This is a genomic window from Rhizobium quercicola (assembly GCF_021168455.1).
Classification (GTDB): Bacteria; Pseudomonadota; Alphaproteobacteria; order Rhizobiales; family Rhizobiaceae; genus Ferranicluibacter; species Ferranicluibacter quercicola.
This window is the reverse complement of sequence record NZ_JAJOZR010000010.1, coordinates 60,481-81,282: the sequence shown is the minus strand read 5'-3', so window position 1 is coordinate 81,282 and position 20,802 is coordinate 60,481. Positions and strand designations below refer to the sequence as shown.

Here is a 20,802-nt window from a genome sequence, read left to right as displayed (position 1 = left end):
CGCGTCGGACCGTGGCGGAGACCGCGCGACGAGGCGCGGTCCCGACGCTTGCCGGCCTTAAGCTGCGGCCTTGAGCTGCGTGGCCTTCTGGGTCGCGAACGCCCAGTCGAACCAGGGCATCAGCGCTTCGAGGTCGGCCGTGTCGATGGTCGCGCCGGCCCAGATGCGGAAGCCCGAGGGGGCATCGCGATAGGCGCCGATATCATGGGCGACGCCCTGCTTTTCGAGCAGCGCGACCATGCCCTTGGCAAAGGCCTCCTGCTGGTCGGGCGCAAGCGCCGTCACCTCGGGATCGACGATCTTGAGGCAGACCGAGGTGTTCGAGCGGGTGTCCGCAACCTCTGCGAGGTTGGCGATCCAGTCGGTCTTCTCGACGTAATCGAAGATGACCTGCGCATTGGCATCCGCCCGCGCCATCAGCGCGTCGAGGCCGCCCAGCGACTTTGCCCACTGCAGCGCATCGATATAGTCCTCGACGCAGAGCATGGAGGGCGTGTTGATCGTTTCGCCCTGGAAGATGCCCTCGATGATCTTGCCACCCTTGGTCATGCGGAAGATCTTCGGCAGCGGCCAGGCCGGGGTGTAGCTTTCCAGCCGCGCGACGGCGCGGGGGGACAGGATGAGCACGCCATGGCCGCCCTCGCCGCCCAGCACTTTCTGCCAGGAGAAGGTGACGACATCGAGCTTGGCGAAATCGAGGTTCTGCGCGAAGGCGCCGGAGGTCGCATCGCAGATCGTCAGGCCCTGACGGTCGGCGGGAATGAAATCGGCATTGGGAACGCGAACGCCCGAGGTGGTGCCGTTCCAGGTGAAGACGACGTCCCGGTTGAAATCGATCGTGGAGAGATCCGGCAGCTTGCCGTAGTCGGCGGTGATCTTGCGGGCGTCGGAGAGCTTCAGCTCCTTCACGACGTCGGACACCCAGCCGGAACCGAAGCTTTCCCAGGCGACCATATCGACGCCGCGCTCGCCGAGCAGCGACCACATCGCCATTTCCACGGCGCCGGTGTCGGAGGCCGGCACGATGCCGATGCGGTAATCCGCCGGCACGTTGAGGACCTCGCGGGTCAGATCGATGGCTTGCTTGAGCTTGGCTTTGCCGACCTTGGCGCGATGCGAGCGGCCGAGCGGTGCGTCGGAGAGGGCATCCAGCGACCAACCGGGGCGCTTGGAGCAGGGTCCAGACGAGAAATGGGTATTGGCCGGACGAAGGTCCGGTGTCGCAGTCGTCTTCATGATGGCTATCCTTCCAGATAGAAAGCACCTCGTTAGGGAGGCGTGTCCTGCCGCCGTGATTATAGAAACTGCTCATGGAACGCAACAAAAAAGTCCGCGTTCTTGACGCGGACTGTCGCTCAGAGCAAAGGGCAGGACGTTTTCAGATCTGGTGGCAAGCCCGGGCAAAGCGCCCGGCGCGGGCCCTATCGCCAGCTGTATCCGGTGCGGACCGCACGGCCGCCGTGGAGGGCAAGTGCGATGCCATAGCCGGCGAGCAGGGCCGCGGCGAGGCTGACGAGCGGGCGATCGCGCACGGTGGAGCGGACCTGCGCCACGGCTTCCGATCGATGCTCGGCGATGCGCGTGCGGAGCGTCTCGATTTCCGCCTTGAGCGCGGCCACCGTATCGGCGGCGTCGCTGGAGGACACATCGTCTTTCGCGGCGAGCGCCTCATCGACGAGGGGAGCGTCGTTATCGATCGTGCCGCGGGGGATGGGGTTTCCGATGTCGGTCATGGCAGGCTCCTTGTGGTGAAGCCAGAACCTGCGGACCGCGACAAGGTTCCTCCTTGCTGGATCGGCCAGGCTAATACAGCGAGAAGCGCAGGCCGGCGCGGATTTCGTGGCGCGAAAGGCCGTCGTCGCGAGCCTGCTCGCCGGCGCGGGCAAACATGTCGCCCCTGGCAATGTCGGAGTAGCGGTAGCCGATATCGAGCTTCAACCGCTCCGTAAGGTCGTAGGAGGCGCCGGCCATGAGGGCATAGGTGAAGCGCCAGCCGTCATCCCCCTCGTAAGCGCCACCGGCAACCGGAGCGCCACCGCTGCGAACGGTCACGTCCTGCCAATCGACATAGGTCGCGCCGATACCGGCACCGAGATAGGGCGTGAAGCCGGCGACGGTCGCGAGATCGACATAGGCATTGGCCATGAGGCCGACGCCGCGCAGGTCTGCCCGATAGCGGGTCGAGACGCCGGCCGTTTCCTGCGTGCCTTCGAAGCGGCCGTCGAACAGGTCGGCGGTGAGGTCGGCGCGCAGGATGTCGGTCAGCCGGTAGCCGAGGCCGAGCGTGCCGGAAACCGGACGGTCGAAACGATCGTCATCGAAGCCGCGGCGGGCGCCGGCGACCGACAGGTCGGGCGCACCGTCGTCGCGAAAAGCCGCATAGCCGAGATCGCCGCGCAGATAGAGGCCGGTCGAGACGGTGTCCGTGGCGATGGTGACCTCCGGCGCCGAGAGCGGCGCGTCTTCCGCCTGCGCGGTCGACAGGCCGATGCCCGCGCCGAGGATGGCACAGGCCAGGCCGGCGCGGTACGATGCGGCCCGTGCTGCCCGTGCCGTGGCCAATGGTGAAAGACGCGTCATGGAGCCCTCGATTGCCCGGTGTCGCGGCCGGCCGGCGAATCACGCGGGCGACCGATGTACAGGCGTTAACCTTTGGGCCGGTATGGTTAATGGCGCGTTAACGCAGGCACCCGCTCAGGCGGCAAGGCCGGAGCCGTAGGACGCGCGGAACTGCGGGGGGCGCTCCGTCATGACGCTCGCCTCGAAGACGACATCGGCGCCCGTCAGCCGGTACTGCAGCGGCGGACCGGGGTCCCTGCGCACATCCAGCGGGCCCGCCCCCTGGGTGTCGGCCAGGCCGAAACCGTCGATCAGCTGGTTGATATCGACCTCGCGGGCGAGCAGGCACTGGAGCAGCAGGCAGACGGCGGCGTCCGAGAGGCTGTCGACGGGCACGATGCGCTCGAAGATCTGGTCCATGCCGGCATGGCCGGTGATCCGCCAGAAATGTCTGTCCATCGTCGCGTCCCGTCAAGTTTTCATCGAATCATCCGGTTCGACCCTAACCCGCGCCGCGACGGGAACAAGCAACCCCCGGCTACGCCCGCCAGACTGGTTAATGCCGCCTGACCAGAGCCGCGGCGCGGCGTGCCGAAAACGCACGAAAGCCGCCCTTTCGGGGCGGCTTTCGGACAGGACGTTTGGAAGACGGCTTACTTGTAGACCGGCTGCTCGACCGGATATTCCGGGACATAGGCCTGTTCGCAGCCACCGAAATTGTAGCGCAGGCCGGCGCGGGCCTCGTGGATGTTGATGCCCTTGTCGCGACCGGGGCCGCCGCTTTCCTTGTAGCCGAACATGTCGCCGCCGACAATCTGGCGGAAGCGATAGCCGACATCGGCCTGCAGGTTGCAGGTGATGTCGATGGCCGTGCCGGCCATGAGGCCGTAGGTGAAGCGCCACTTGCGCTTGCCGCCATGCTCGAACTCGCCGTCGCAATTGTCGGGATTGCCGGTTTCGCAGCTGGTGTTCTTCAGCTTGTCCCAGCGGACCTGCGTGCCGCCGATGCCGGCACCGATATAGGGCGTGAAGATGCCGTATGTGCCGATATCGACATAGGCGTTGGCCATCAGGCTCCAGGCGGTCATCGAGGAAATATCGCGCGAGGTGCAGAACGTGGCGACGCCGCAGGAGCCCGTGGTCGAGCCTTCGAAATCGGCCTTGCCGAGATAGTCGAGCGTGACGTCCGTGCGCAGGTGATGGGTGATCTGGTAACCCACGCCGACGCCGCCGGTCCAGGTATTGTCGAGATCGTAGCTGTCGAAATCGCGCTCGTAGGAATTGGAGCCCTGATAGAACTTGGCGCCGCGCAGCTTGGTGAAGGCATAGCCGACATCGCCGCGCAGGTACCAGCCGCCGGCCTCGCTCACCTCGACGGGGGCGGCTTCGACGACCTGTTCGACCGGGGGCTGGTAGATGTCGGCGGCAAAGGCAGCGCTGCCGGTCAGCATCGCTGCCACAACGCCCATAACGAAACTCTTCATGGCTCACTCCATAACGATGTTGTGTCAGCCCACCTTCGTCGCAGCCCGACCGTCCTGTTGGAAAACATCATGGAGGAGATTGGTTAAGGCTCGTTTAACCAAGAAAATTCACCGTATTCCGAAAGAAAAAACCCGGCGCGAGGCCGGGTTCTGTGTTCAACCGTCGATAGAGAGAACGCTATGCCGCGTGGCGGACGGAGCCGATGACGGAGACGAGCTCGTCGACGATGCGCTCGACCTGGCCGCGATCGTCGCCTTCCGCCATCACGCGGATCAGCGGCTCGGTGCCGGAGGGGCGGATGAGCAGACGGCCGTTCTTCGACAGCGCGGCCTCGGCATCGGCGATCGCCTGCCGGACGGCATTGTCCTCGAGCGGCTTGCCGGTGGAAATGCGCACATTCTTCAGCACCTGCGGCACGGGCGTGAACTTGTGGCAGACCTCGCTGACGGGCTTGCCGAGACGCTTGACGCTGGAGAGCACCTGAAGCGCGGCGACGAGGCCGTCACCCGTCGTGCCGAAAGCCGACAGCACGATATGGCCCGACTGCTCGCCGCCGATGTTGAAGCCGTTCTCGCGCATATGCTCGACGACATAGCGGTCGCCGACCTTGGTGCGCTGGAGCGACAGCTTGCGGCTCTGCAGATAGCGCTCCAGACCGAGATTGGACATGACCGTGGCGACGATGCCGCCGCCGCGCAGCATGCCTTCGGCCGCCCAGCTGTCGGCGATGACGGCCATCAGCTGGTCGCCGTCGATGATCGTACCCTTCTCGTCCACGATCAGCACGCGGTCGGCATCGCCATCGAGCGCGATGCCGATATCGGCGCGCACTTCGTGCACCTTCTTCGACAGGGCCGCCGGGCTGGTGGAGCCGCAGTCCAGATTGATGTTCGTGCCGTTCGGCTCCGTGCCGATCGACACCACATCGGCACCGAGCTCCCAGAGGGCCGCGGGTGCGACCTTGTAGGCGGCGCCATTGGCGCAATCGATGGCGATGCGCAGGCCCTTCAGCGTCACGTCGCGCGGCAGCGTGCGCTTGGCGTGCTCGATATAGCGGTCATGCACGCCGTCGATGCGCTTGGCGCGGCCGATCTCGTTGCTGCGCGCGAGCTGCATCGACAGGTCCTGATCGAGCAGTTCCTCGATCTGGCTCTCGATATCGTCGGACAGCTTGTAGCCGTCGGGGCCGAAGAGCTTGATGCCGTTATCCTCGAACGGATTGTGCGAGGCGGAGATCATCACGCCGATATCCGCGCGCAGCGAGCGCGTCAGCATGGCGACGGCGGGTGTGGGAATGGGGCCGAGGACGAAGGCATCGACACCGGCCGCGGTGAAGCCGGCGACCATCGCATTTTCCAGCATATAGCCCGAGAGGCGGGTATCCTTGCCGATGACGACCCGGTGGCGATGCGCGCCACGGCGGAAGATGGTGCCGACGGCGATGCCGACCCGCATGGCGAGATCCGGCGTCATCGGGAAAATGTTGGATTGCCCGCGTATGCCGTCGGTGCCGAAATATCTGCGCTTCATGATCGCTCCATCGTCCAGAGCCGTTTCCGGGAAGTCGGGTTCACCGGACGGCTGTCTCTCATTGATTGCCGCATCGTCAAAAGGCGAGGCGAAAATGCTCTGCCGGGACCGGACCGCTCCGGTCTCCATGCCGCTTTCGGCACGTTCTGCCACAGACAGCCGGAAAACGGCATCCTCACGGCCATCAGAAATGATTACACGCCGTTACCTTCGTAAAGCTTACCGATGGCGGGACGGGAACGCGCCGATAACCACGCGCGCCAGGACGCCGTGGAGAGAGGGCAGTTCGGACGAGGCGCTGGAAGCTGCCGCGTTGGGTAGTGAAGTGGAAGATGACATCTTCCAGCGCCTCGTTCGGTGGTTTTTCCCGCAGCCCGGCCGTCTCGAAGAGGATTCCATCGGCTCTTCCCGATGGCGCGTCCGGCAGTCACGGCGCGGCTTGCCGCCGCCTTGCCAGGTTTCACAGGACGACCGCGGTTTCAACGGTCGCCGGCCTCTTCTATGACATCGCCACGTCAGCTTCCCTGTCGAGGTCCGTGACGGACGGCCCTTTCGCGAGCCCGGGCGGGAGGACATGCGTCGTTTCCCCACACCCGGCACCGGCCCCGCCTCGCCGGAACGCCTTCCGGTGCATCCGATAACGGGACAGGGCAAGTATGATCGCGCAAAAGCGGGCGGGGAAAAGCGGATATGAAAAAAATTTGAAAACAAAAAACCTGCAGCGTCGGCCGAAGGGTTCAAACGGCCCGGAAGGCTCTCGTTTCGCACGACGTCATGCTCGACCTCACGCCCAGATCTGCTGACCTCACGGAAATCAGACCGTTGCAGATGCCCGGAACAAGCCCGAGCATGTGCAACGGGGAACGAAAAAACCCTCCGGCGTCGGCCGAAGGGTTTCGATGGTCTGCAACGCTGCGCGCAGCTTATTGCGGCTGCGGCTCGAGCCCGCCTTCGGCCTCGCCCTTGGGCGTCGTGCCGTCCTTCTTGGTCCCGGCCGAGGGGACGGCGGAGCCGCGGGGGGGGGGCGAATCGTCGCCGAGGTCCCGGGCCGGCTTGTCGCCGCGCATCAGCGCCTTGATCTCTTCGCCGGTCAGCGTCTCGTATTCGAGCAGGCCTTCGGCGACCGCCACAAACTCGGAATTCATGTCCGTGATGATCCGGCGGGCGTCGTCATAGGCCTCGTCGATCAGGCGGCGAACCTCGTTGTCGATCTTCTGCGCGGTGGCTTCCGAAACGTTCTTCGACTGCGAGACGGAGTGGCCGAGGAAGACTTCCTGCTGGTTTTCACCGTAGGACACCTGGCCGAGCTGGTCGGAGAAGCCCCACTGCGTGACCATGGCGCGGGCAAGCTTGGTGGCCTGCTCGATATCCGACGAGGCACCCGATGTGATGTTCTCCTTGCCGAAGGTGATTTCCTCGGCAACGCGACCGCCCATCATGATGGCGAGACGCGAGACCATCCATGTGTAGCTCATGGAATAGCGGTCGCCCTCGGGCAGCTGCATGACCATGCCGAGGGCGCGGCCGCGCGGAATGATGGTCGCCTTGTGCAGCGGATCGGCGGCCGGCACCTTGAGCGCGACGATGGCATGGCCGGCTTCGTGATAGGCCGTCAGCTTCTTCTCGGATTCGGTCATGGCGGAGTTGCGGCGTTCCGCACCCATCATGATCTTGTCCTTGGCGTCTTCGAACTCGGCCATGGTGACGACGCGCTTGTTGCGGCGGGCGGCCATGAGGGCGGATTCGTTGACGAGGTTCATCAGGTCCGCACCGGAGAAACCGGGCGTGCCGCGGGCAAGGATCTTCAGATCGACATTCGGTGCCAGCGGCACGTTGCGGACGTGGACCTTGAGGATGCGCTCGCGACCGTTGATGTCGGGATTGGGCACGACGACCTGCCGGTCGAAGCGGCCCGGACGCAGCAGAGCGGGGTCGAGAACGTCGGGACGGTTGGTCGCGGCGATGAGGATGATGCCCTCGTTGGCCTCGAAGCCGTCCATTTCGACCAGAAGCTGGTTCAGCGTCTGCTCGCGCTCGTCATTGCCGCCGCCGAGACCCGCGCCGCGATGGCGGCCGACGGCATCGATTTCGTCGATGAAGATGATGCAGGGCGCGTTCTTCTTGGCCTGCTCGAACATATCGCGGACGCGGGACGCGCCGACGCCGACGAACATTTCCACGAAGTCCGAACCGGAGATCGTGAAGAAGGGCACGTTGGCCTCGCCGGCAACAGAGCGGGCGAGCAGCGTCTTGCCGGTGCCCGGAGGGCCGACGAGCAGCACGCCACGCGGAATACGGCCGCCGAGACGCTGGAACTTCTGCGGATCGCGCAGGAATTCGACGATTTCCTCAAGATCCTGCTTGGCTTCGTCCACGCCGGCGACGTCATCGAAGGTGATGCGGCCATGCGCTTCGGTCAGAAGCTTGGCCTTGGACTTGCCGAAACCCATCGCGCCGCGCGAGCCACCCTGCATCTGGCGCATGAAGAACAGCCAGACGCCAAGGATCAGCAGCATGGGGAGCAGCGTGCCGATGAAGCTCAGGAAGCCGTTGGACCCATCCGTCTCCGGACGGACGGTGACCGTCACGTTCTTGGCTTCCAGCCGTTCGGTGAGCGCCGTATCCACGGAGGGCGCATAAGTCTGGAATGTCGCGCCGCTCTCGTTGAACGTGCCGAGCACCTTGTTGCCGGTGATGACGACGTCCTTGACACGGCTGCCATCGACATCCTTCAGGAACTGCGAAAACGGAACTTCCCGCGAGCCGCTCCGCTCCGACGGCTGCTGAAACATGCTGAACAGCGCAATCAGCAAGAGAGCGATAATGGCCCAGAGGGCAAGATTACGAAAATTAGGGTTCATCGAACTCCCCGGAACCGGTGCTGGCGCCCCGCGACCGGGGCCCATATTTCTTCGCTAACATAGGGTTCGCGACAGGCCTTGCCAAGGCAAACCGCCCTTTGCCCGATCATTTCGTCGAGATATCGTCAACCGGGCATGTCGGAAACGGCGCGCGCTGCAATTGCGCAGCGATGCTTTGCGCGATCATCAGGTCGAAACGCGGCAAAAAGGTGTCGTAGGGCGCGATGACGGGCGTGCGGGAAAATGCCGCGGGATCCGCGGCCGCGCCATCGGGAAACCGCAGGTCGGGCGCCGCCTTGGCGACGCGCCCGGCAACGCCCGGGGGAAGGCCGGCGGCCGTGAGCCTCCGGACGAGCGCGGGATCGCCACCCGCGGCGAGCGTGAGGGCGCGCGGGCCGCGATTGCCGATCGCAAAGCGGCCGTCCCACACCAGCGCCTGCCCCGGCGCAAGGATCATCGGCGGGGGAAGATTGCGACGCTCCCGATAGACGAACAGCCGCCCGCCGCGACGCTCGAAAACGCAGCCGCCGGCGGTGGTCGCGCCCGCGTGGCCGGTGCCGAGGGATTGAAAGAGGCGGGCGGCCGTCTCCTGCCCGATCGGGTGCGGCTTTCCGGCCAGGGTGGCGGCGAGCAGGACGAGCAGCCGCTGCCCGTGGAGATCGGTCACCTCGCCGTCGGCAAAGGCAATCTCGGCGGCGATCTCTGCGTGAAGGCGGACGCGATCCGTGAAAAGCTGCGCGACCGCCCGGTCCGACGTCAGGCGGCGCGAGACGGCGTCGCGCAGGATCGCCTCCGGCCCCTGCCCCGCGCTGTCGCGAGCCGCCTGGCGGATGCGGACGCGTTCGAAACGGGGATCGTCATTGCTCGGATCGTCGATCCACCCTTCGCCGAGAGAGGTGAGGTGATCGCGCACCGCCCGCCGGGTCACGGCGAGGAAGGGACGGCAGATCCAGAGGGTGCGGTTGAAGAGGACGGCATCGGCCATGCCGGCAAGGCCGATCGCGGCGGTTTCGTCGCGAGACGCATCCGGACGGCGGGCGGCCCGCATGGCGACCGTCTCGGCCTGATCGTCGCAGGAATGGCCGGTGACGACGAGATCGGCGTCGAAACCGCGCGCCGCTTCGGACAGGAGACGGTAGCGGGCAAGGCGGGCCTCCGCCTGTAGGCCGGAGACGATGCCGGAATGGGCCCAGCGGGCGACCGAATGGGGAATGCCGAGCGCGGCACACCGCCGGGCGACCGCCTCGGCCTCGGCGGCCGAACCGGGGCGCAGCGCGTGATCGACCGTGCAGGCGACGAGGCGATGGGGCACGCCGGACGTCTTCACGGCATGATGGAGGGCGAGCAGAAGGCCGACCGAATCGCTGCCACCGGAGACGGCGACGAGCACGGTGGACGGGCGGCGCAGGCGGGAAAGAAAGGCGTGCGCGGCGGCGAGCGGCGAAACGGCCGCCCCTGGGGCGCCTGCCGGGGCCGGCGGCCGCATCGGCATAACGACCGGCGGCATCAGCAGGACAGGCGGCTCTGCTCGGTCGTGACCTTGGCCTTCACCGCGGGGGAGGCCTTGGGGTAGCGTTTGCCGACTTCGCGCAGCGTCGCGCAGGCGGTTTCCTTGTTGTCGAGCGCGGCCAGCGACATGCCGAGCTTCAGAAGCATTTCCGGCGCCTTGGGCGACTTGGAATAGGCCTGATGCGCATTCAGAAAGGTCTTGGCGCTATCGTTGAATTTCCCTTGGGAATACTGGGCCTCGCCCATCCAGAAGCTGGCATCCGCCGCCTTCTCGCCCTTGGGGAAGGCTTCGAGATAGTCGCGGAACTCGTTTTCCGCCTGACTATAATCGCCGGAAAGCACATGGCCATAGGCCGACTGGTAGAGATCGCCGGGATTGTCGAGGCTGGCCGTCTGCTGCTCGGTCTCGGGCGTGGCATTCAGGCCCGGTGCGGCACGCGTGCCGGGATCGGTGGAGGCGACGGCGCCCGGATCGGTGCTCGGATCCGGAAGCCTGTCGGCACTGGCGCCGATCGGGTTGCCGGCATCGTCGAGGATGATCTGGCCGAGCGTCGTCGGCAGGCTGCCCGGAGCGCCGGGGGCCGCGCCGGAGGCTGTTTCCGATCCCGTGCTTGCGCCGGGATCGGTTACGGTTGAGGGCGGCGCCGTGCGACCGGTGGTCGCCATGGCCTCGCCGGAGGTGCGCGGCGTTTCGAGCGCCCCGCTCTTGCGCGGAGCCGCAGGCTTGGCGCCTTCGAGATCCTGGAAGCGCAGCTCGTTGTCCTCCTGGAACTTCCGGATCTGTTCCTGCATCTGCAGGAGCTGGAAGCTCATCTCTTCGATACGCCCGTTGAGGGAGCGGATCGTTTCCTCGAGCTGCCCGATGCGCCCGGCCTCGCTGGCCTGCACTTTCAGCAGCGGCGCCCGTTCGACAGGCTGCGTCTCGTTGCGGTGGAACGCCTTGTCCAACCAGCCGGAAAGCGGCATGGCAGTCACGGGCTGGCTCAGCGACCCGAAGGCGCCAAGACCGATCATGGCTGCCACGACAATGTTCTTCATGTCATGTGTCCCGTCTAGAGCAATTTCAGCAAACGTGCGCAGCGGTTTTGCGTCCGGAATTGCGTGAAACCAAAAGGAGAGCGTTTTCGCGTTTAGAAGAAACGCGGAAACGCTCGGACCGATCACGTCGCAGGCCGAGGCGAAGGAGTCCCGCCTCTACCGCACTGCAACCGCCGCACAGTTTTCCAATTGCCTGCAAAAAGCAACGGAGTTCGGTCAAAGTGTGACGAAAAAGAAAGGCGGCCCTTGCAGACCGCCCTCCCCCATTTCGAAACCTGCGTCAGGATCGAGACTTACATATTGCCGCCGCCGAGAACGGTGACCGAGCGGCGGTTCTGCGACCAGCAGGAAATGTCGTCGCAGACGGCGACCGGCTTTTCCTTGCCGTAGGAGATGGTGCGCATGCGGCCGGCGGGAACGCCCTGGCCTGCGAGGAACTCCTTGGCGGCGGCGGCACGACGGGCGCCGAGCGCCAGGTTGTATTCGCGCGTGCCGCGTTCGTCGGCATGGCCTTCGACCGTGATCTGGTAGTTCGGGTACTTGGCGAGCCACTGCGCCTGACGCGACAGCGTTGCCTGCGCGTCGGCGCGGATGGACGAGCTGTCGGTGTCGAAGAAGATGCGGTCGCCGACATTGACCGTGAAGTCCTGCTGCGAGCCCGGCGTGGCCGAGCCGGCGCCGAGACCGAGGCCGGCGGCGTCGTTCGGCATGTTGTTCTTCTTAGAGGCGCAGCCGGCAATCGCCAGCGACATGAACAGGGCGATCGCGACGGGATTGCGCGCGAGGGACTGAAGGCGGCCTGCGGCCGGGACGTGAATGCGGCTCATGAGCCGGTCTCCTTGGGTAAGCGAAGGTCGGGGGTAAGCAAAGGTCGGGGTAAGCGAAGGTCGGGGGCAAGCGAAAGTCGGGGTAAACAAATATCAGGGTTGCCGAACTGTAACCGGAAGCGGTTAACTTTCTTGCACCGGCGATGGTTAAAACTCTCTCAACGCGCGACCATCGCGCGGTCGTCATCAGCACTTTGCGGCGAGAAAGCGGCCTTTGACCACGATTCCCGCCGCAATCGCGAGGTCTGGCTACTCCAGCAGCGGCGACCAGGCCGGGTCGGACGCAAAGCCCTGAGTGGCGACGCGCTGCTCGTTATAGCCCGTAAGATCGATGGAATAGAGCTGCGGACCGCCCGCACCGCTGTCCTGACGGAAGAACATCAGCACGCGGCCGTTGGGGGCCCAGGTCGGGCCTTCATTGTGGAAGCCCGAGGTCAGGATGCGCTCGCCCGACCCGTCCGGCTTCATCACGCCGATGGAGAACTTACCGCCCGACTGCTTGGTGAAGGCGATGAGGTCGCCGCGCGGCGACCAGACCGGCGTGGAATAGGAACCGTCGCCAAACGAGATGCGCGTCTGGCCGGAGCCGTCGGCGCCCATGACGTAGAGCTGCTGGCGACCGCCGCGGTCGCTTTCGAACACGATGCGCGCGCCATCCGGCGAATAGGACGGCGAGGTATCGATGGCCGGCGTCGAGGTCAGGCGCGTCGTGGTGCGCGAGCGCAGGTCCATCGTGTAGATATTGGCGTTGCCCTCCTGCTGGAGGCTCATGATGACGCGCTGGCCATCCGGCGAGAAGCGCGGCGCGAAGGTCATGCCGGGGAAGTTGCCGACCACCTCGCGCTGTCCGGTTTCCAGCTGCAGCAGGTAGACCCGCGGCTCCTGGCCCTCGAACGACATATAGGTGATTTCCTGGCGGCTCGGCGAGAAGCGCGGCGTCAGCACGATATCGTTGGAATTGGTGATGGCGCGCGCATTGGCACCGTCCTGGTCCATGATGGCGAGCTGGCGCTTGCGGGCCGTCTTCGGGCCGCTCTCGGCGACATAGACGACGCGGGTATCGAAATAGCCCTCTTCGCCGGTAATTTCCTTGTAGATCGCGTCCGCGATGATGTGGGCGAGGCGGCGCCAGTTTTCCGGCTGCGTGAAATACTGCTGGCCGGTGATCTGGTTCTGCGCCGTCGCATCCCACAGGCGGAACTGCGCCTTCAGACGGCCATCGGCCTCCTGCGTGACGCGGCCGGTGACGAGCGCCTGCACGTTCAGCACGCGCCAGTCTTCGAAACGCGGCGGTGCATCGGGATTGGTGACCTTCTCGATGAAGGCCTTGCGGTCGACCGGTGCGAACAGGCCCGACCGCTTGAGGTCGGCCGCCACGACGTCCGAGATCTTCTGCCCCATCTCCCCTTGCAGGAAGTCGGTGATGGCGATCGGCAGCGGCTCGACATTGCCCCGGTTGATGTTGATCTCGACGCGCGCATGCGCAGGCACGGTCGCAGCAGCGACCAGACCCGTCAGCGCGACGAAGAGCCGGAAAAAGGTGCGTCTAAGCATGGTTACGGAGCCTCTCAGCAGTCCATTCGGTATGGTGGCGGCCATGCCACGAGGCGATGGCCGGAGTGATTTCGGTGATGTCGGCGGTCACAGCAGCATGTCCGACGGATCGAAGTGGATGACGACTTCCTGCCAGGAATCATACTTCTCGGCCGGCAGCTTGAAGGGTGCGGAACGGCGCACGGCGCGCGTGGCGCTGCCGATCATCGCGCGCTGCGAGGTCGGCGTGCCCCCGGTCGCTTCGACCTCGGGCTGGCCGACGATCTCGCCCTGCGGATCGAGCTGGATCGTGACCGTGATCACCATGCCCTGAAGATCCGCCATGCCGGGAATGATCGACCAGTTCTTCTGGATCATCCCCTTCAATGCGTCCATCTCGCTCAGGGAGAGCGTGTTGCCGGTCGTCGTCTTCTTGCCGCCCAGCGCCGCCTTGTCCTGCGAGCGCTTGGCGCCGCCACCGGAGGATTCGGTCTTGTTCAGGAGGGCTGCCACCTCGTCGGCATTGAAGTCGCTTTCCTTCTGGGACGACGTCTTCTTCTGCTCCTTGGGCGCCGCATCCGTCTTGCGATCGGGCGTCTTGGCGGTCTGCGCGGCGGCGGTCTCCTCGACCTTCGGGCGCGCGGTCGGGGCCGGCACGTTCTGCGGCAGGGCCGCGGCATCCGTGCTTTCAGCCGGCGTCTGTTCGGGCGGCGTGGGCGTCGGCTCCGGCGTCGGCTCGGCCTTGGCTTCCGGCTGCGGCTTCGGATCGGGCTTGGGGTCCGGCTTCACCTCTTCCTTGGGCGTCGGCAGGGCGGCGACCTCGGTTGCGGGTTCGGCGGGCGGCTTTTCGGACGGCTTGACCTCTTCCTTCACCGGATCGGGCGACGGCGGCGCGTCCTCCGACTTCGGCGGTGCGGCGGAGGCCTGATTCTCGACCGGCTTGGAAACCGGCTTCGGCGGCGTCTTCATATCGACGTCGTTGTCGCCGACATTCTCGGCCTCGGGCTTGGTCTGGGGCTTTTCGGAGGGCTTGGGCGCGGATTTCTCGGCCATGGGCGCCTTGAGGTCGCCCTGCTGGATCTGGCTCATCTCGCTGATGATTTCCACGGGAACGGATTCGACCGCCGCGACCTCGAGAGGCTTCGGACTGCCGAGCGAAACCAGCGCCCAGGTGAGCACCAGTCCGTGAAGCACAGCGGAGGTTGCGATGCTGCCCTTCATGTCAAAGGCTCACTTGTCCGTTTCCTGAAGGGTCACGAGACCCAGGTTCTTGAAACCGGCAGACGAAATGCGCGCCATGACCTTCATGACCGTTCCGTAGTCGGCATTGGTATCGCCGCGCACATAGATGCGCTCCTCGTAGCCGGTCTTGGCGATGGCCTCGAGCTTCGGTACGACCTCCTCGATGGCGATCGGGCTTTCCTGCAGGAAGATCTCGCCGGCCGGATTGACCGAGATCGTGATCGGCTGCGTATCGGAATTCAGCGCCTTGGCCTGCGTTTCCGGCAGGTCGATCGGCACGCCGACGGTCATCATCGGTGCGGCCACCATGAAGATGATGAGCAGCACCAGCATGACGTCCACGAAGGGCGTCACGTTGATTTCGCTCATGACGGCCTTGCCGCCGCGTCCGCGACCACGCCCGCCGCGTCTGCCGCCCGAGCCCTTGGATCCGCCCACTGCCATACCCATCGTTCGCGGTCTCCGTCGGTGTTCTTATTGCGCCGCCTGGCGCGGCTGCAGCTTTTCGTCGATCTGGCGCGACAGGATCGCGGAGAACTCGTCGGCAAAGCCTTCCATGCGGGAATTGATCTTGCCCGCATCCGCCGTGAACTTGTTGTAGGCGATGACGGCGGGAATTGCGGCGAGCAGGCCGATGGCGGTGGCGAGCAGCGCTTCCGCGATACCCGGCGCCACGACCGCGAGATTGGTGGACTTCGAACCGGCGATCGCCTGGAACGAGGTCATGATGCCGATGACGGTGCCGAAGAGGCCGACGAAGGGACCGGCCGAACCGATGGTGGCGAGCGAGCCGAGCCGGGCTTCGAGCGCCTCGGACTCGCGTGACAGCGTCACGTCCATGGCGCGGTCGATACGCATCTGCAGGCCGATCGGCGAGCGGGCGCCGCGCTCGAAGCTCTTCTTCCACTCGCGCATGGCCGAGACGAAGATCGCGCCCATGCCGGAGGTCTGGCGGTCGGACAGCGTGCGGTAAAGCTCTTCCAGCGACTGGCCGGACCAGAACACCTGCTCGAAACTGTCGAGCTGGCGACGGACACGGGCATAGCGAATGGTCTTGTCGACCACGATCGCCCAGGTCCAGACCGACGCGGCCATGAGCCCGAGCATGACCAGCTTCACGACGAAACCGGCCTCCATGAAAAGAGACCACAACGTCACGTCCGTGGTCACAGCGGCCAATCCAGCCTGTTCCATGCTATCAAATCCCCGAATCCGGACGCCCGGCAAGAGCCATCACATGCTCGACGCCAGGTCGCTCAAACGTCATTGTTATCAAGTTCGCCCCGGCAGCCCGCCGCCGATCGCACACGTGCAATCCAAGCTTCGGGCAAACCTTTCCCGCGTAATCTTGGTCAAAGGATGACGTGCACTGCACAAAATCCCGTGGGTCGATAAGACATCATTATGGTTAAGGGAGTGTTACCGCGCGAGCATCGGCCGCTTGCAACCCGCGCGAAAGCGCGGTCGCGGGCCCGGCGGACGCGTCAGATCTGCGCACCCAGCGCGCGGAAGAGCGTGCGGTACCGGTCGGCGGCGTTCTCCCAGGAGAAATCGCGGGCGCGCACGAGGCCTTCCGCCGCAAGCCGCGTCCGCAGGGCCTCGTCGCGCAGGAGCGTCACGATGCCGTCCGCGATCGCGGCATCGGATGTGGGGTCGACCAGCATGGCCGCGTTGCCGGCGATCTCGCCCGTGGCCGTGGCCGCCGACGTCAGCACCGGCGTGTTGCACGCCATGGCCTCGATGATCGGCAGGCCGAAGCCCTCGTAGAGAGAGGGAAACAGAAAGGCCTGCGCACCCGCCATCAGCGGGCCCATATGCACCTCCTCGACATAGCCGATCAGCCTGGTGCGGGGCACGTCGGGAAGGGATTGGGCATCGCCGAAGACATGCGCCCGCCCGAGATTGCCGGAGACGACGAGCGCGATATCCGGATCAAGCGCGCGCTGCGCGATGGCCCAGGCGCGCAAGGTCGCGGCCAAGTTCTTGCGCCGGTCGGCCGTCGCCTGCAGCAGGAGGTATCGGGCCGGCAGATCGAGCGCGGCGCGGGTGGCGGCGATCTCGTGCGGCGCATGCGGGCGGAAATGGCGGCTGACGCCGTTCGGGATCACGTCGATCCGGCTTTCCTCGATCGGAAGCGTGGCCGCGATCCGCCGGCGCGAGAACTCCGACACCGTGACGACCCGCGCGACGCGGCGGACGAGCACCGGCAGCAGCGCCTTGTAGAACGCCGTGAACGAGCGGGAGAAGAATTCGGGCACGTCCAGGAAGGCGACGTCGTGGAGGGTGACGACCTGATCTCCCTTGGCGACGGGCCCGGTGGCCGAGGGCGACCAGAGAAGATGGCCCCGCGCCCGGACCGGCAGCACCACCTGCTCCCAGGCATGCGCCTTCATGCCGCCCAGCGGCCGATCCGGCACGATTTCCGTCATCGGCCCCAGCCGCGCGGCGATTTCGGCGGCGACCCGCTGCTGGCCCCCCATCGCGAACTTCGTGACCCGCGCGTTGACGGCTATCTTCATGGACATCCCCTCTGGCCCTTCCGTAGCAGAAAGGCCTGTAGCATGCGGGGGTGAACCTTCGGTTAGCAGCCTGCGCGACCGCGAAACGCGTTGTCTCAGGCGAGGAATTTCGCGGCCAGCGTTTCCGGCAGCCGCCGTGGACGGCCGGCGGCATTGATGACGGCGATGATGACCTTGGCGGCGATCAGCAGGCGATCGCTGCTGAGGATCTGCTGCTGCAGCACCATCTTCGCGCCGCCCGCCTTTTCCGTCACGGTACGGATATCGAGGATATCGTCCATGCGGGCCGGCAGGCGGAAGTCGATCTCCATGCGGTGGACGACGAAGACGAGACCTTCGGCATCCGCCGTCAGCAGCGCCCGCTGCTCGACGCCGAGGCAGCGCAGGTAATCCGTGCGGCCGCGCTCGAGAAAATGCAGGTAGCGGGCGTGATAGACGAGGCCGGAGAAATCCGTGTCTTCGTAATAGACCCGCTGGTGGAGCCGATGCCCCTCGTCGCTCAGCGTACCCGCAATCGAGAAATCCACGTGCTTGCGCCTCTTCCGCCGTCATCATGCCTGTGGGGTCGTTGTGGCGCAAAGAACGCATCGCGACAAGCATTGAACAACTGTCATGATTTCTAATTACAGCGGGTAAGGCGCAAAATTCGTTCGGGACGCGGGTGCCGCCGACCGACATATCCTCCAGGAGGCGACGTCATGAAGATTGCAGTGATGGGCGGAGACGGGTTCATCGGCTGGCCGACGGCCCTGCACCTTTCGGAGGCCGGCCACGATATCCATATCCTCGACAATCTCTCCCGCCGCTGGATCGACACCGAACTCGGCGTGCAATCGCTGACCCCCATGGATTCGATCCAGGAGCGCACGCGCATCTGGCATGCGGAAACCGGACGCCGCATCCATTTCAACCTGATCGACCTCGGGCGCGACTACGAGCTTCTGAAGAACTGGCTGGCCGAGCACCGCCCGGACGCCGTCATCCACTTCGCCGAGCAGCGCGCCGCGCCCTACTCGATGAAGAGCGACCGGCACAAGAACTACACCGTCAACAACAACGTGTCGGCCACGCACAACCTGCTCAACGCGCTGGTGGAGCTGAACCTCGACGCGCATCTGGTGCATCTGGGCACCATGGGCGTCTACGGCTATTCGACCGTGGGTGCCGCGATCCCCGAGGGCTACCTGCCGGTCGGTATCACCACCGAGAGCGGCGAGACGGTCGCCCAGGAGATTCTTTACCCGGCCAATCCCGGCTCGATCTACCACATGACCAAGTGCCTCGATCAGCTGCTGTTCCAGTTCTACGCCAAGAACGACGCGCTGCGCATCACCGACCTGCACCAGGGCATCGTCTGGGGCACGCACACCGCCCAGACCCGCCGCCACGAGCAGCTGGTCAACCGCTTCGACTATGACGGCGACTACGGCACGGTGCTGAACCGCTTCCTCATCCAGGCGGCGATCGGCTATCCCCTGACCGTGCACGGCACCGGCGGGCAGACCCGCGCCTTCATCCACATTCAGGACTCCGTGCGCTGCATCGAGCTGGCGCTGAGGAACCCGCCGGCCCGGGGCTCGCGCGTCGAGATCTTCAACCAGATGACCGAGACGCACCGGGTGCGCGATCTCGCCCGGATGATCGGCGACATGACGGGCGCCGAGATCGCCTGGCTGCCGAACCCGCGCAAGGAAGCCCCGGAAAACGAGCTGGTGGTGAAGAACGACAAGTTCCTCGACCTCGGCCTCGCCCCGACGAAGCTGAAGGACGGCCTGCTGTCGGAGATCGTCGATGTGGCGAAGAAATACAGCTACCGCGTCGATCGCAGCCGCGTTCCCGCCGTGTCCGCCTGGACGAAGGACATCGCCGCCAAGATCGTCCACGATCCGGAAGGGCGCCGGCTGAAATCCGTGTCATGAGCGGGGGCGGCGCCCACGCCTTCGTCACGCTGGTGACCAATGCGGATTATGCGATGGGCGCGAAAGCGCTCTGCCGCTCGATCCGCCGCACCGGCACGGCGGCCGATATCGTCGTTTTCCATACGCCGGCCGTGGCGATGGACGCGCTCGCGCCGCTGGCCGAATTCGGCGTGCGGCTGGTCGAGACCGATCTGCTGCCGCTGTCGGACGCGTTCAACGCGCGGCATGCGCGGCGCAACGTGCATGCCGCAGCCCCGTTCACCAAGGGGCGAAAGCCGGCGTTCCACTCGCCGCTCGACAATTTTTGCAAGCTGCGGCTCTGGCAGCTGACGGACTACGAGCGCTGCATCTTCATCGATGCGGATGCGCTGGTGCTGAAGAACATCGACCGGTTCTTCGCCTATCCGGAATTCTCCGCCGCGCCGAACGTCTATGAAAGCCTCGCCGATTTCCACCGGCTGAACTCCGGCGTCTTCGTGGCGAAACCGTCGGACGAGACGTTTCGGGCGATGCTGCAGAGGCTGGACGCGCCGGACGCCTTCTGGCCGCGCACCGACCAGAGTTTTCTGCAGGCCTTCTTCCCCGACTGGCATGGCCTGCCGGTGACGATGAACATGCTGCAATATGTCTGGTTCGCGCTGCCGGCGCTTTGGGACTGGCCGTCCATCGGCGTGCTGCACTACCAGTATGAAAAGCCATGGGAGACGGACCATCCGAAGGCGGAGGCGCTGAAACCGCTGATCGACCTCTGGCATGCGTTCCACGACGGTTCAGAGATTCCAGATATCGCGAGTCTTCCCGGTCCTACCACCAGCGAGCGGGCCGGCTGATGCGGGTGCTGGTCTCGGGCGCGACGGGCATCGTGGGGCGCTTCGTGGTGGAGCATCTGCTGGTGCGGGGTCACGAGGTGGTGGCGGGCGTTCGGGACGTGACCGCCGCCCTGCCCGTCTCGCGTCCCGTCGAGACCGTTTTCCTCTCGCTCGACCGCGATGCGCCCCTGCCCGGCTTTAAGGGTTGCGACGCTTTCGTCCACGCCGCGTTCCAGCACGTGCCCGGCCGATATCGCGGGGGCGAAGGGAACGACCCGGAAGGCTTCCGGCGGGCCAACGTCGATGGCTCCCTGCGGCTGTGGACGGCGGCGAAGCGGGCGGGCGTCCGGCGCTGCCTCTTCCTGTCGAGCCGCGCCGTCTACGGTCCACAGCCCTCGGGCGACCTTCTGAGCGAGACGATGGCGCCCGCCCCGGAAAGCCTGTACGGCGTCGTCAAATGGGAGGCGGAACGGGCGTTGGCGGCCCTCGGCACGGCGGACTTCATGACCGTGAGCCTGCGCGCCACCGGCGTCTACGGCCTGCTGCACGGCCTGCCCCACAAATGGGAAGGGCTGGCGCGCGACTATCTCGCCGGCCGGCCCGTCGAGGATCGGGTGGGGACGGAGGTCCATGGCGACGATCTGGCCGCCGCCGTTCTCCGGCTGTTGACGGCCGATGCACCCCTCGTCGGGAACAAGGCCTTCAACGCCTCCGACCTCCTGACGAGCCACCACGACGTTCTCTCGGAACTCCAGCAGGCCAACGGCTGCCGCCACCCGCTGCCCGCGCCGCTCGACAGGCGCCTCTTCGGCGAGATGGACACGACGCGGCTCCGCGCCCTCGGCTGGCACCCCGGCGGAAGCACCCGCTTCCGCGCCGACATCGCAGCCCTCGCAGAACGCCTTGCATCCGACCCATAAAGCCCGACTGCCGACTGCCGAGTCCCTTCTCGCGGCTCACGGCTTACGGCT

Annotated in this window: 19 protein-coding genes; 3 read left to right on the top strand and 16 right to left on the bottom strand. The window is 65.7% G+C overall.

The window, feature by feature from the left end:
- Positions 1 to 57: 57 nt before the first annotated feature.
- The 16 genes from LRX75_RS16135 to ybgC form a co-directional block, all read right to left on the bottom strand.
- Positions 58 to 1,236 (bottom strand): phosphoserine transaminase, encoded by a 1,179-nt coding sequence (locus tag LRX75_RS16135; RefSeq protein WP_231815748.1) that lies wholly within the window; start codon positions 1,234 to 1,236, stop codon positions 58 to 60.
- Between the two features lie 185 nt (positions 1,237 to 1,421).
- Positions 1,422 to 1,733: a hypothetical protein gene (locus LRX75_RS16130; RefSeq protein WP_231815747.1), complete on the bottom strand. Its 312-nt coding sequence runs from the start codon at positions 1,731 to 1,733 to the stop codon at positions 1,422 to 1,424.
- A gap of 70 nt (positions 1,734 to 1,803) precedes the next feature.
- Positions 1,804 to 2,580, bottom strand: coding sequence for an outer membrane protein (locus tag LRX75_RS16125; RefSeq protein ID WP_231815746.1), 777 nt, complete (start codon positions 2,578 to 2,580; stop codon positions 1,804 to 1,806).
- A gap of 114 nt (positions 2,581 to 2,694) precedes the next feature.
- Entirely contained in the window at positions 2,695 to 3,018 is a 324-nt protein-coding gene (locus LRX75_RS16120) for a hypothetical protein (protein WP_113152338.1), read from the bottom strand.
- Between the two features lie 194 nt (positions 3,019 to 3,212).
- Entirely contained in the window at positions 3,213 to 4,043 is an 831-nt protein-coding gene (locus LRX75_RS16115; protein ID WP_231815745.1) for an outer membrane protein, read from the bottom strand.
- A 178-nt stretch (positions 4,044 to 4,221) separates the two neighbouring features.
- Positions 4,222 to 5,574 carry a phosphoglucosamine mutase gene (gene glmM / locus LRX75_RS16110; RefSeq protein WP_231815744.1) on the bottom strand — a complete coding sequence of 451 codons (1,353 nt, stop codon included), beginning with the start codon at positions 5,572 to 5,574 and terminating at the stop codon, positions 4,222 to 4,224.
- Between the two features lie 923 nt (positions 5,575 to 6,497).
- Entirely contained in the window at positions 6,498 to 8,435 is a 1,938-nt protein-coding gene (gene ftsH / locus LRX75_RS16105; RefSeq protein ID WP_231815743.1) for an ATP-dependent zinc metalloprotease FtsH, read from the bottom strand.
- A 106-nt stretch (positions 8,436 to 8,541) separates the two neighbouring features.
- Positions 8,542 to 9,942: a tRNA lysidine(34) synthetase TilS gene (tilS, locus tag LRX75_RS16100; protein WP_231815742.1), complete on the bottom strand. Its 1,401-nt coding sequence runs from the start codon at positions 9,940 to 9,942 to the stop codon at positions 8,542 to 8,544.
- Positions 9,942 to 10,982: a tol-pal system protein YbgF gene (ybgF, locus tag LRX75_RS16095; RefSeq protein ID WP_113152334.1), complete on the bottom strand. Its 1,041-nt coding sequence runs from the start codon at positions 10,980 to 10,982 to the stop codon at positions 9,942 to 9,944. The genes tilS and ybgF overlap by 1 nt, the downstream gene beginning before the upstream one ends.
- A gap of 293 nt (positions 10,983 to 11,275) precedes the next feature.
- Entirely contained in the window at positions 11,276 to 11,809 is a 534-nt protein-coding gene (gene pal, locus LRX75_RS16090) for a peptidoglycan-associated lipoprotein Pal (RefSeq protein ID WP_113152333.1), read from the bottom strand.
- A 249-nt stretch (positions 11,810 to 12,058) separates the two neighbouring features.
- Positions 12,059 to 13,363, bottom strand: a complete 1,305-nt coding sequence (tolB, locus tag LRX75_RS16085; RefSeq protein ID WP_162743137.1) for a Tol-Pal system beta propeller repeat protein TolB — start codon at positions 13,361 to 13,363, stop codon at positions 12,059 to 12,061.
- 87 nt (positions 13,364 to 13,450) lie between these two features.
- Positions 13,451 to 14,563, bottom strand: coding sequence for a cell envelope integrity TolA family protein (locus tag LRX75_RS16080; RefSeq protein ID WP_231815741.1), 1,113 nt, complete (start codon positions 14,561 to 14,563; stop codon positions 13,451 to 13,453).
- Positions 14,564 to 14,572: 9 nt separating this feature from the next.
- Positions 14,573 to 15,034 carry a protein TolR gene (gene tolR, locus LRX75_RS16075; protein WP_231815740.1) on the bottom strand — a complete coding sequence of 154 codons (462 nt, stop codon included), beginning with the start codon at positions 15,032 to 15,034 and terminating at the stop codon, positions 14,573 to 14,575.
- A 24-nt stretch (positions 15,035 to 15,058) separates the two neighbouring features.
- The gene (tolQ, locus tag LRX75_RS16070) at positions 15,059 to 15,778 is read right to left on the bottom strand and encodes a protein TolQ (protein ID WP_062475077.1); all 720 of its coding nucleotides are present in this window, start codon (positions 15,776 to 15,778) and stop codon (positions 15,059 to 15,061) included.
- 290 nt (positions 15,779 to 16,068) lie between these two features.
- Positions 16,069 to 17,103 carry a glycosyltransferase family 4 protein gene (locus tag LRX75_RS16065; protein WP_231815739.1) on the bottom strand — a complete coding sequence of 345 codons (1,035 nt, stop codon included), beginning with the start codon at positions 17,101 to 17,103 and terminating at the stop codon, positions 16,069 to 16,071.
- 95 nt (positions 17,104 to 17,198) lie between these two features.
- Complete coding sequence (gene ybgC, locus LRX75_RS16060) at positions 17,199 to 17,630, bottom strand: tol-pal system-associated acyl-CoA thioesterase (RefSeq protein ID WP_231815738.1); 432 nt, start codon at positions 17,628 to 17,630, stop codon at positions 17,199 to 17,201.
- Positions 17,631 to 17,801: 171 nt separating this feature from the next.
- On the opposite strand from ybgC, the gene LRX75_RS16055 reads away from it, so the two are divergent.
- Genes LRX75_RS16055 through LRX75_RS16045 form a run of 3 tightly spaced genes read left to right on the top strand, consistent with a single transcriptional unit; the run spans position 17,802 to position 20,751 of the window.
- Positions 17,802 to 19,022, top strand: coding sequence for an NAD-dependent epimerase/dehydratase family protein (locus LRX75_RS16055; protein WP_231815737.1), 1,221 nt, complete (start codon positions 17,802 to 17,804; stop codon positions 19,020 to 19,022).
- Positions 19,019 to 19,852 carry a glycosyltransferase gene (locus tag LRX75_RS16050; protein WP_231815736.1) on the top strand — a complete coding sequence of 278 codons (834 nt, stop codon included), beginning with the start codon at positions 19,019 to 19,021 and terminating at the stop codon, positions 19,850 to 19,852. The genes LRX75_RS16055 and LRX75_RS16050 overlap by 4 nt, the downstream gene beginning before the upstream one ends.
- Complete coding sequence (locus LRX75_RS16045; RefSeq protein ID WP_231815735.1) at positions 19,852 to 20,751, top strand: NAD-dependent epimerase/dehydratase family protein; 900 nt, start codon at positions 19,852 to 19,854, stop codon at positions 20,749 to 20,751. Before LRX75_RS16050 ends, LRX75_RS16045 begins: the two co-directional genes overlap by 1 nt.
- Positions 20,752 to 20,802: the final 51 nt, after the last annotated feature.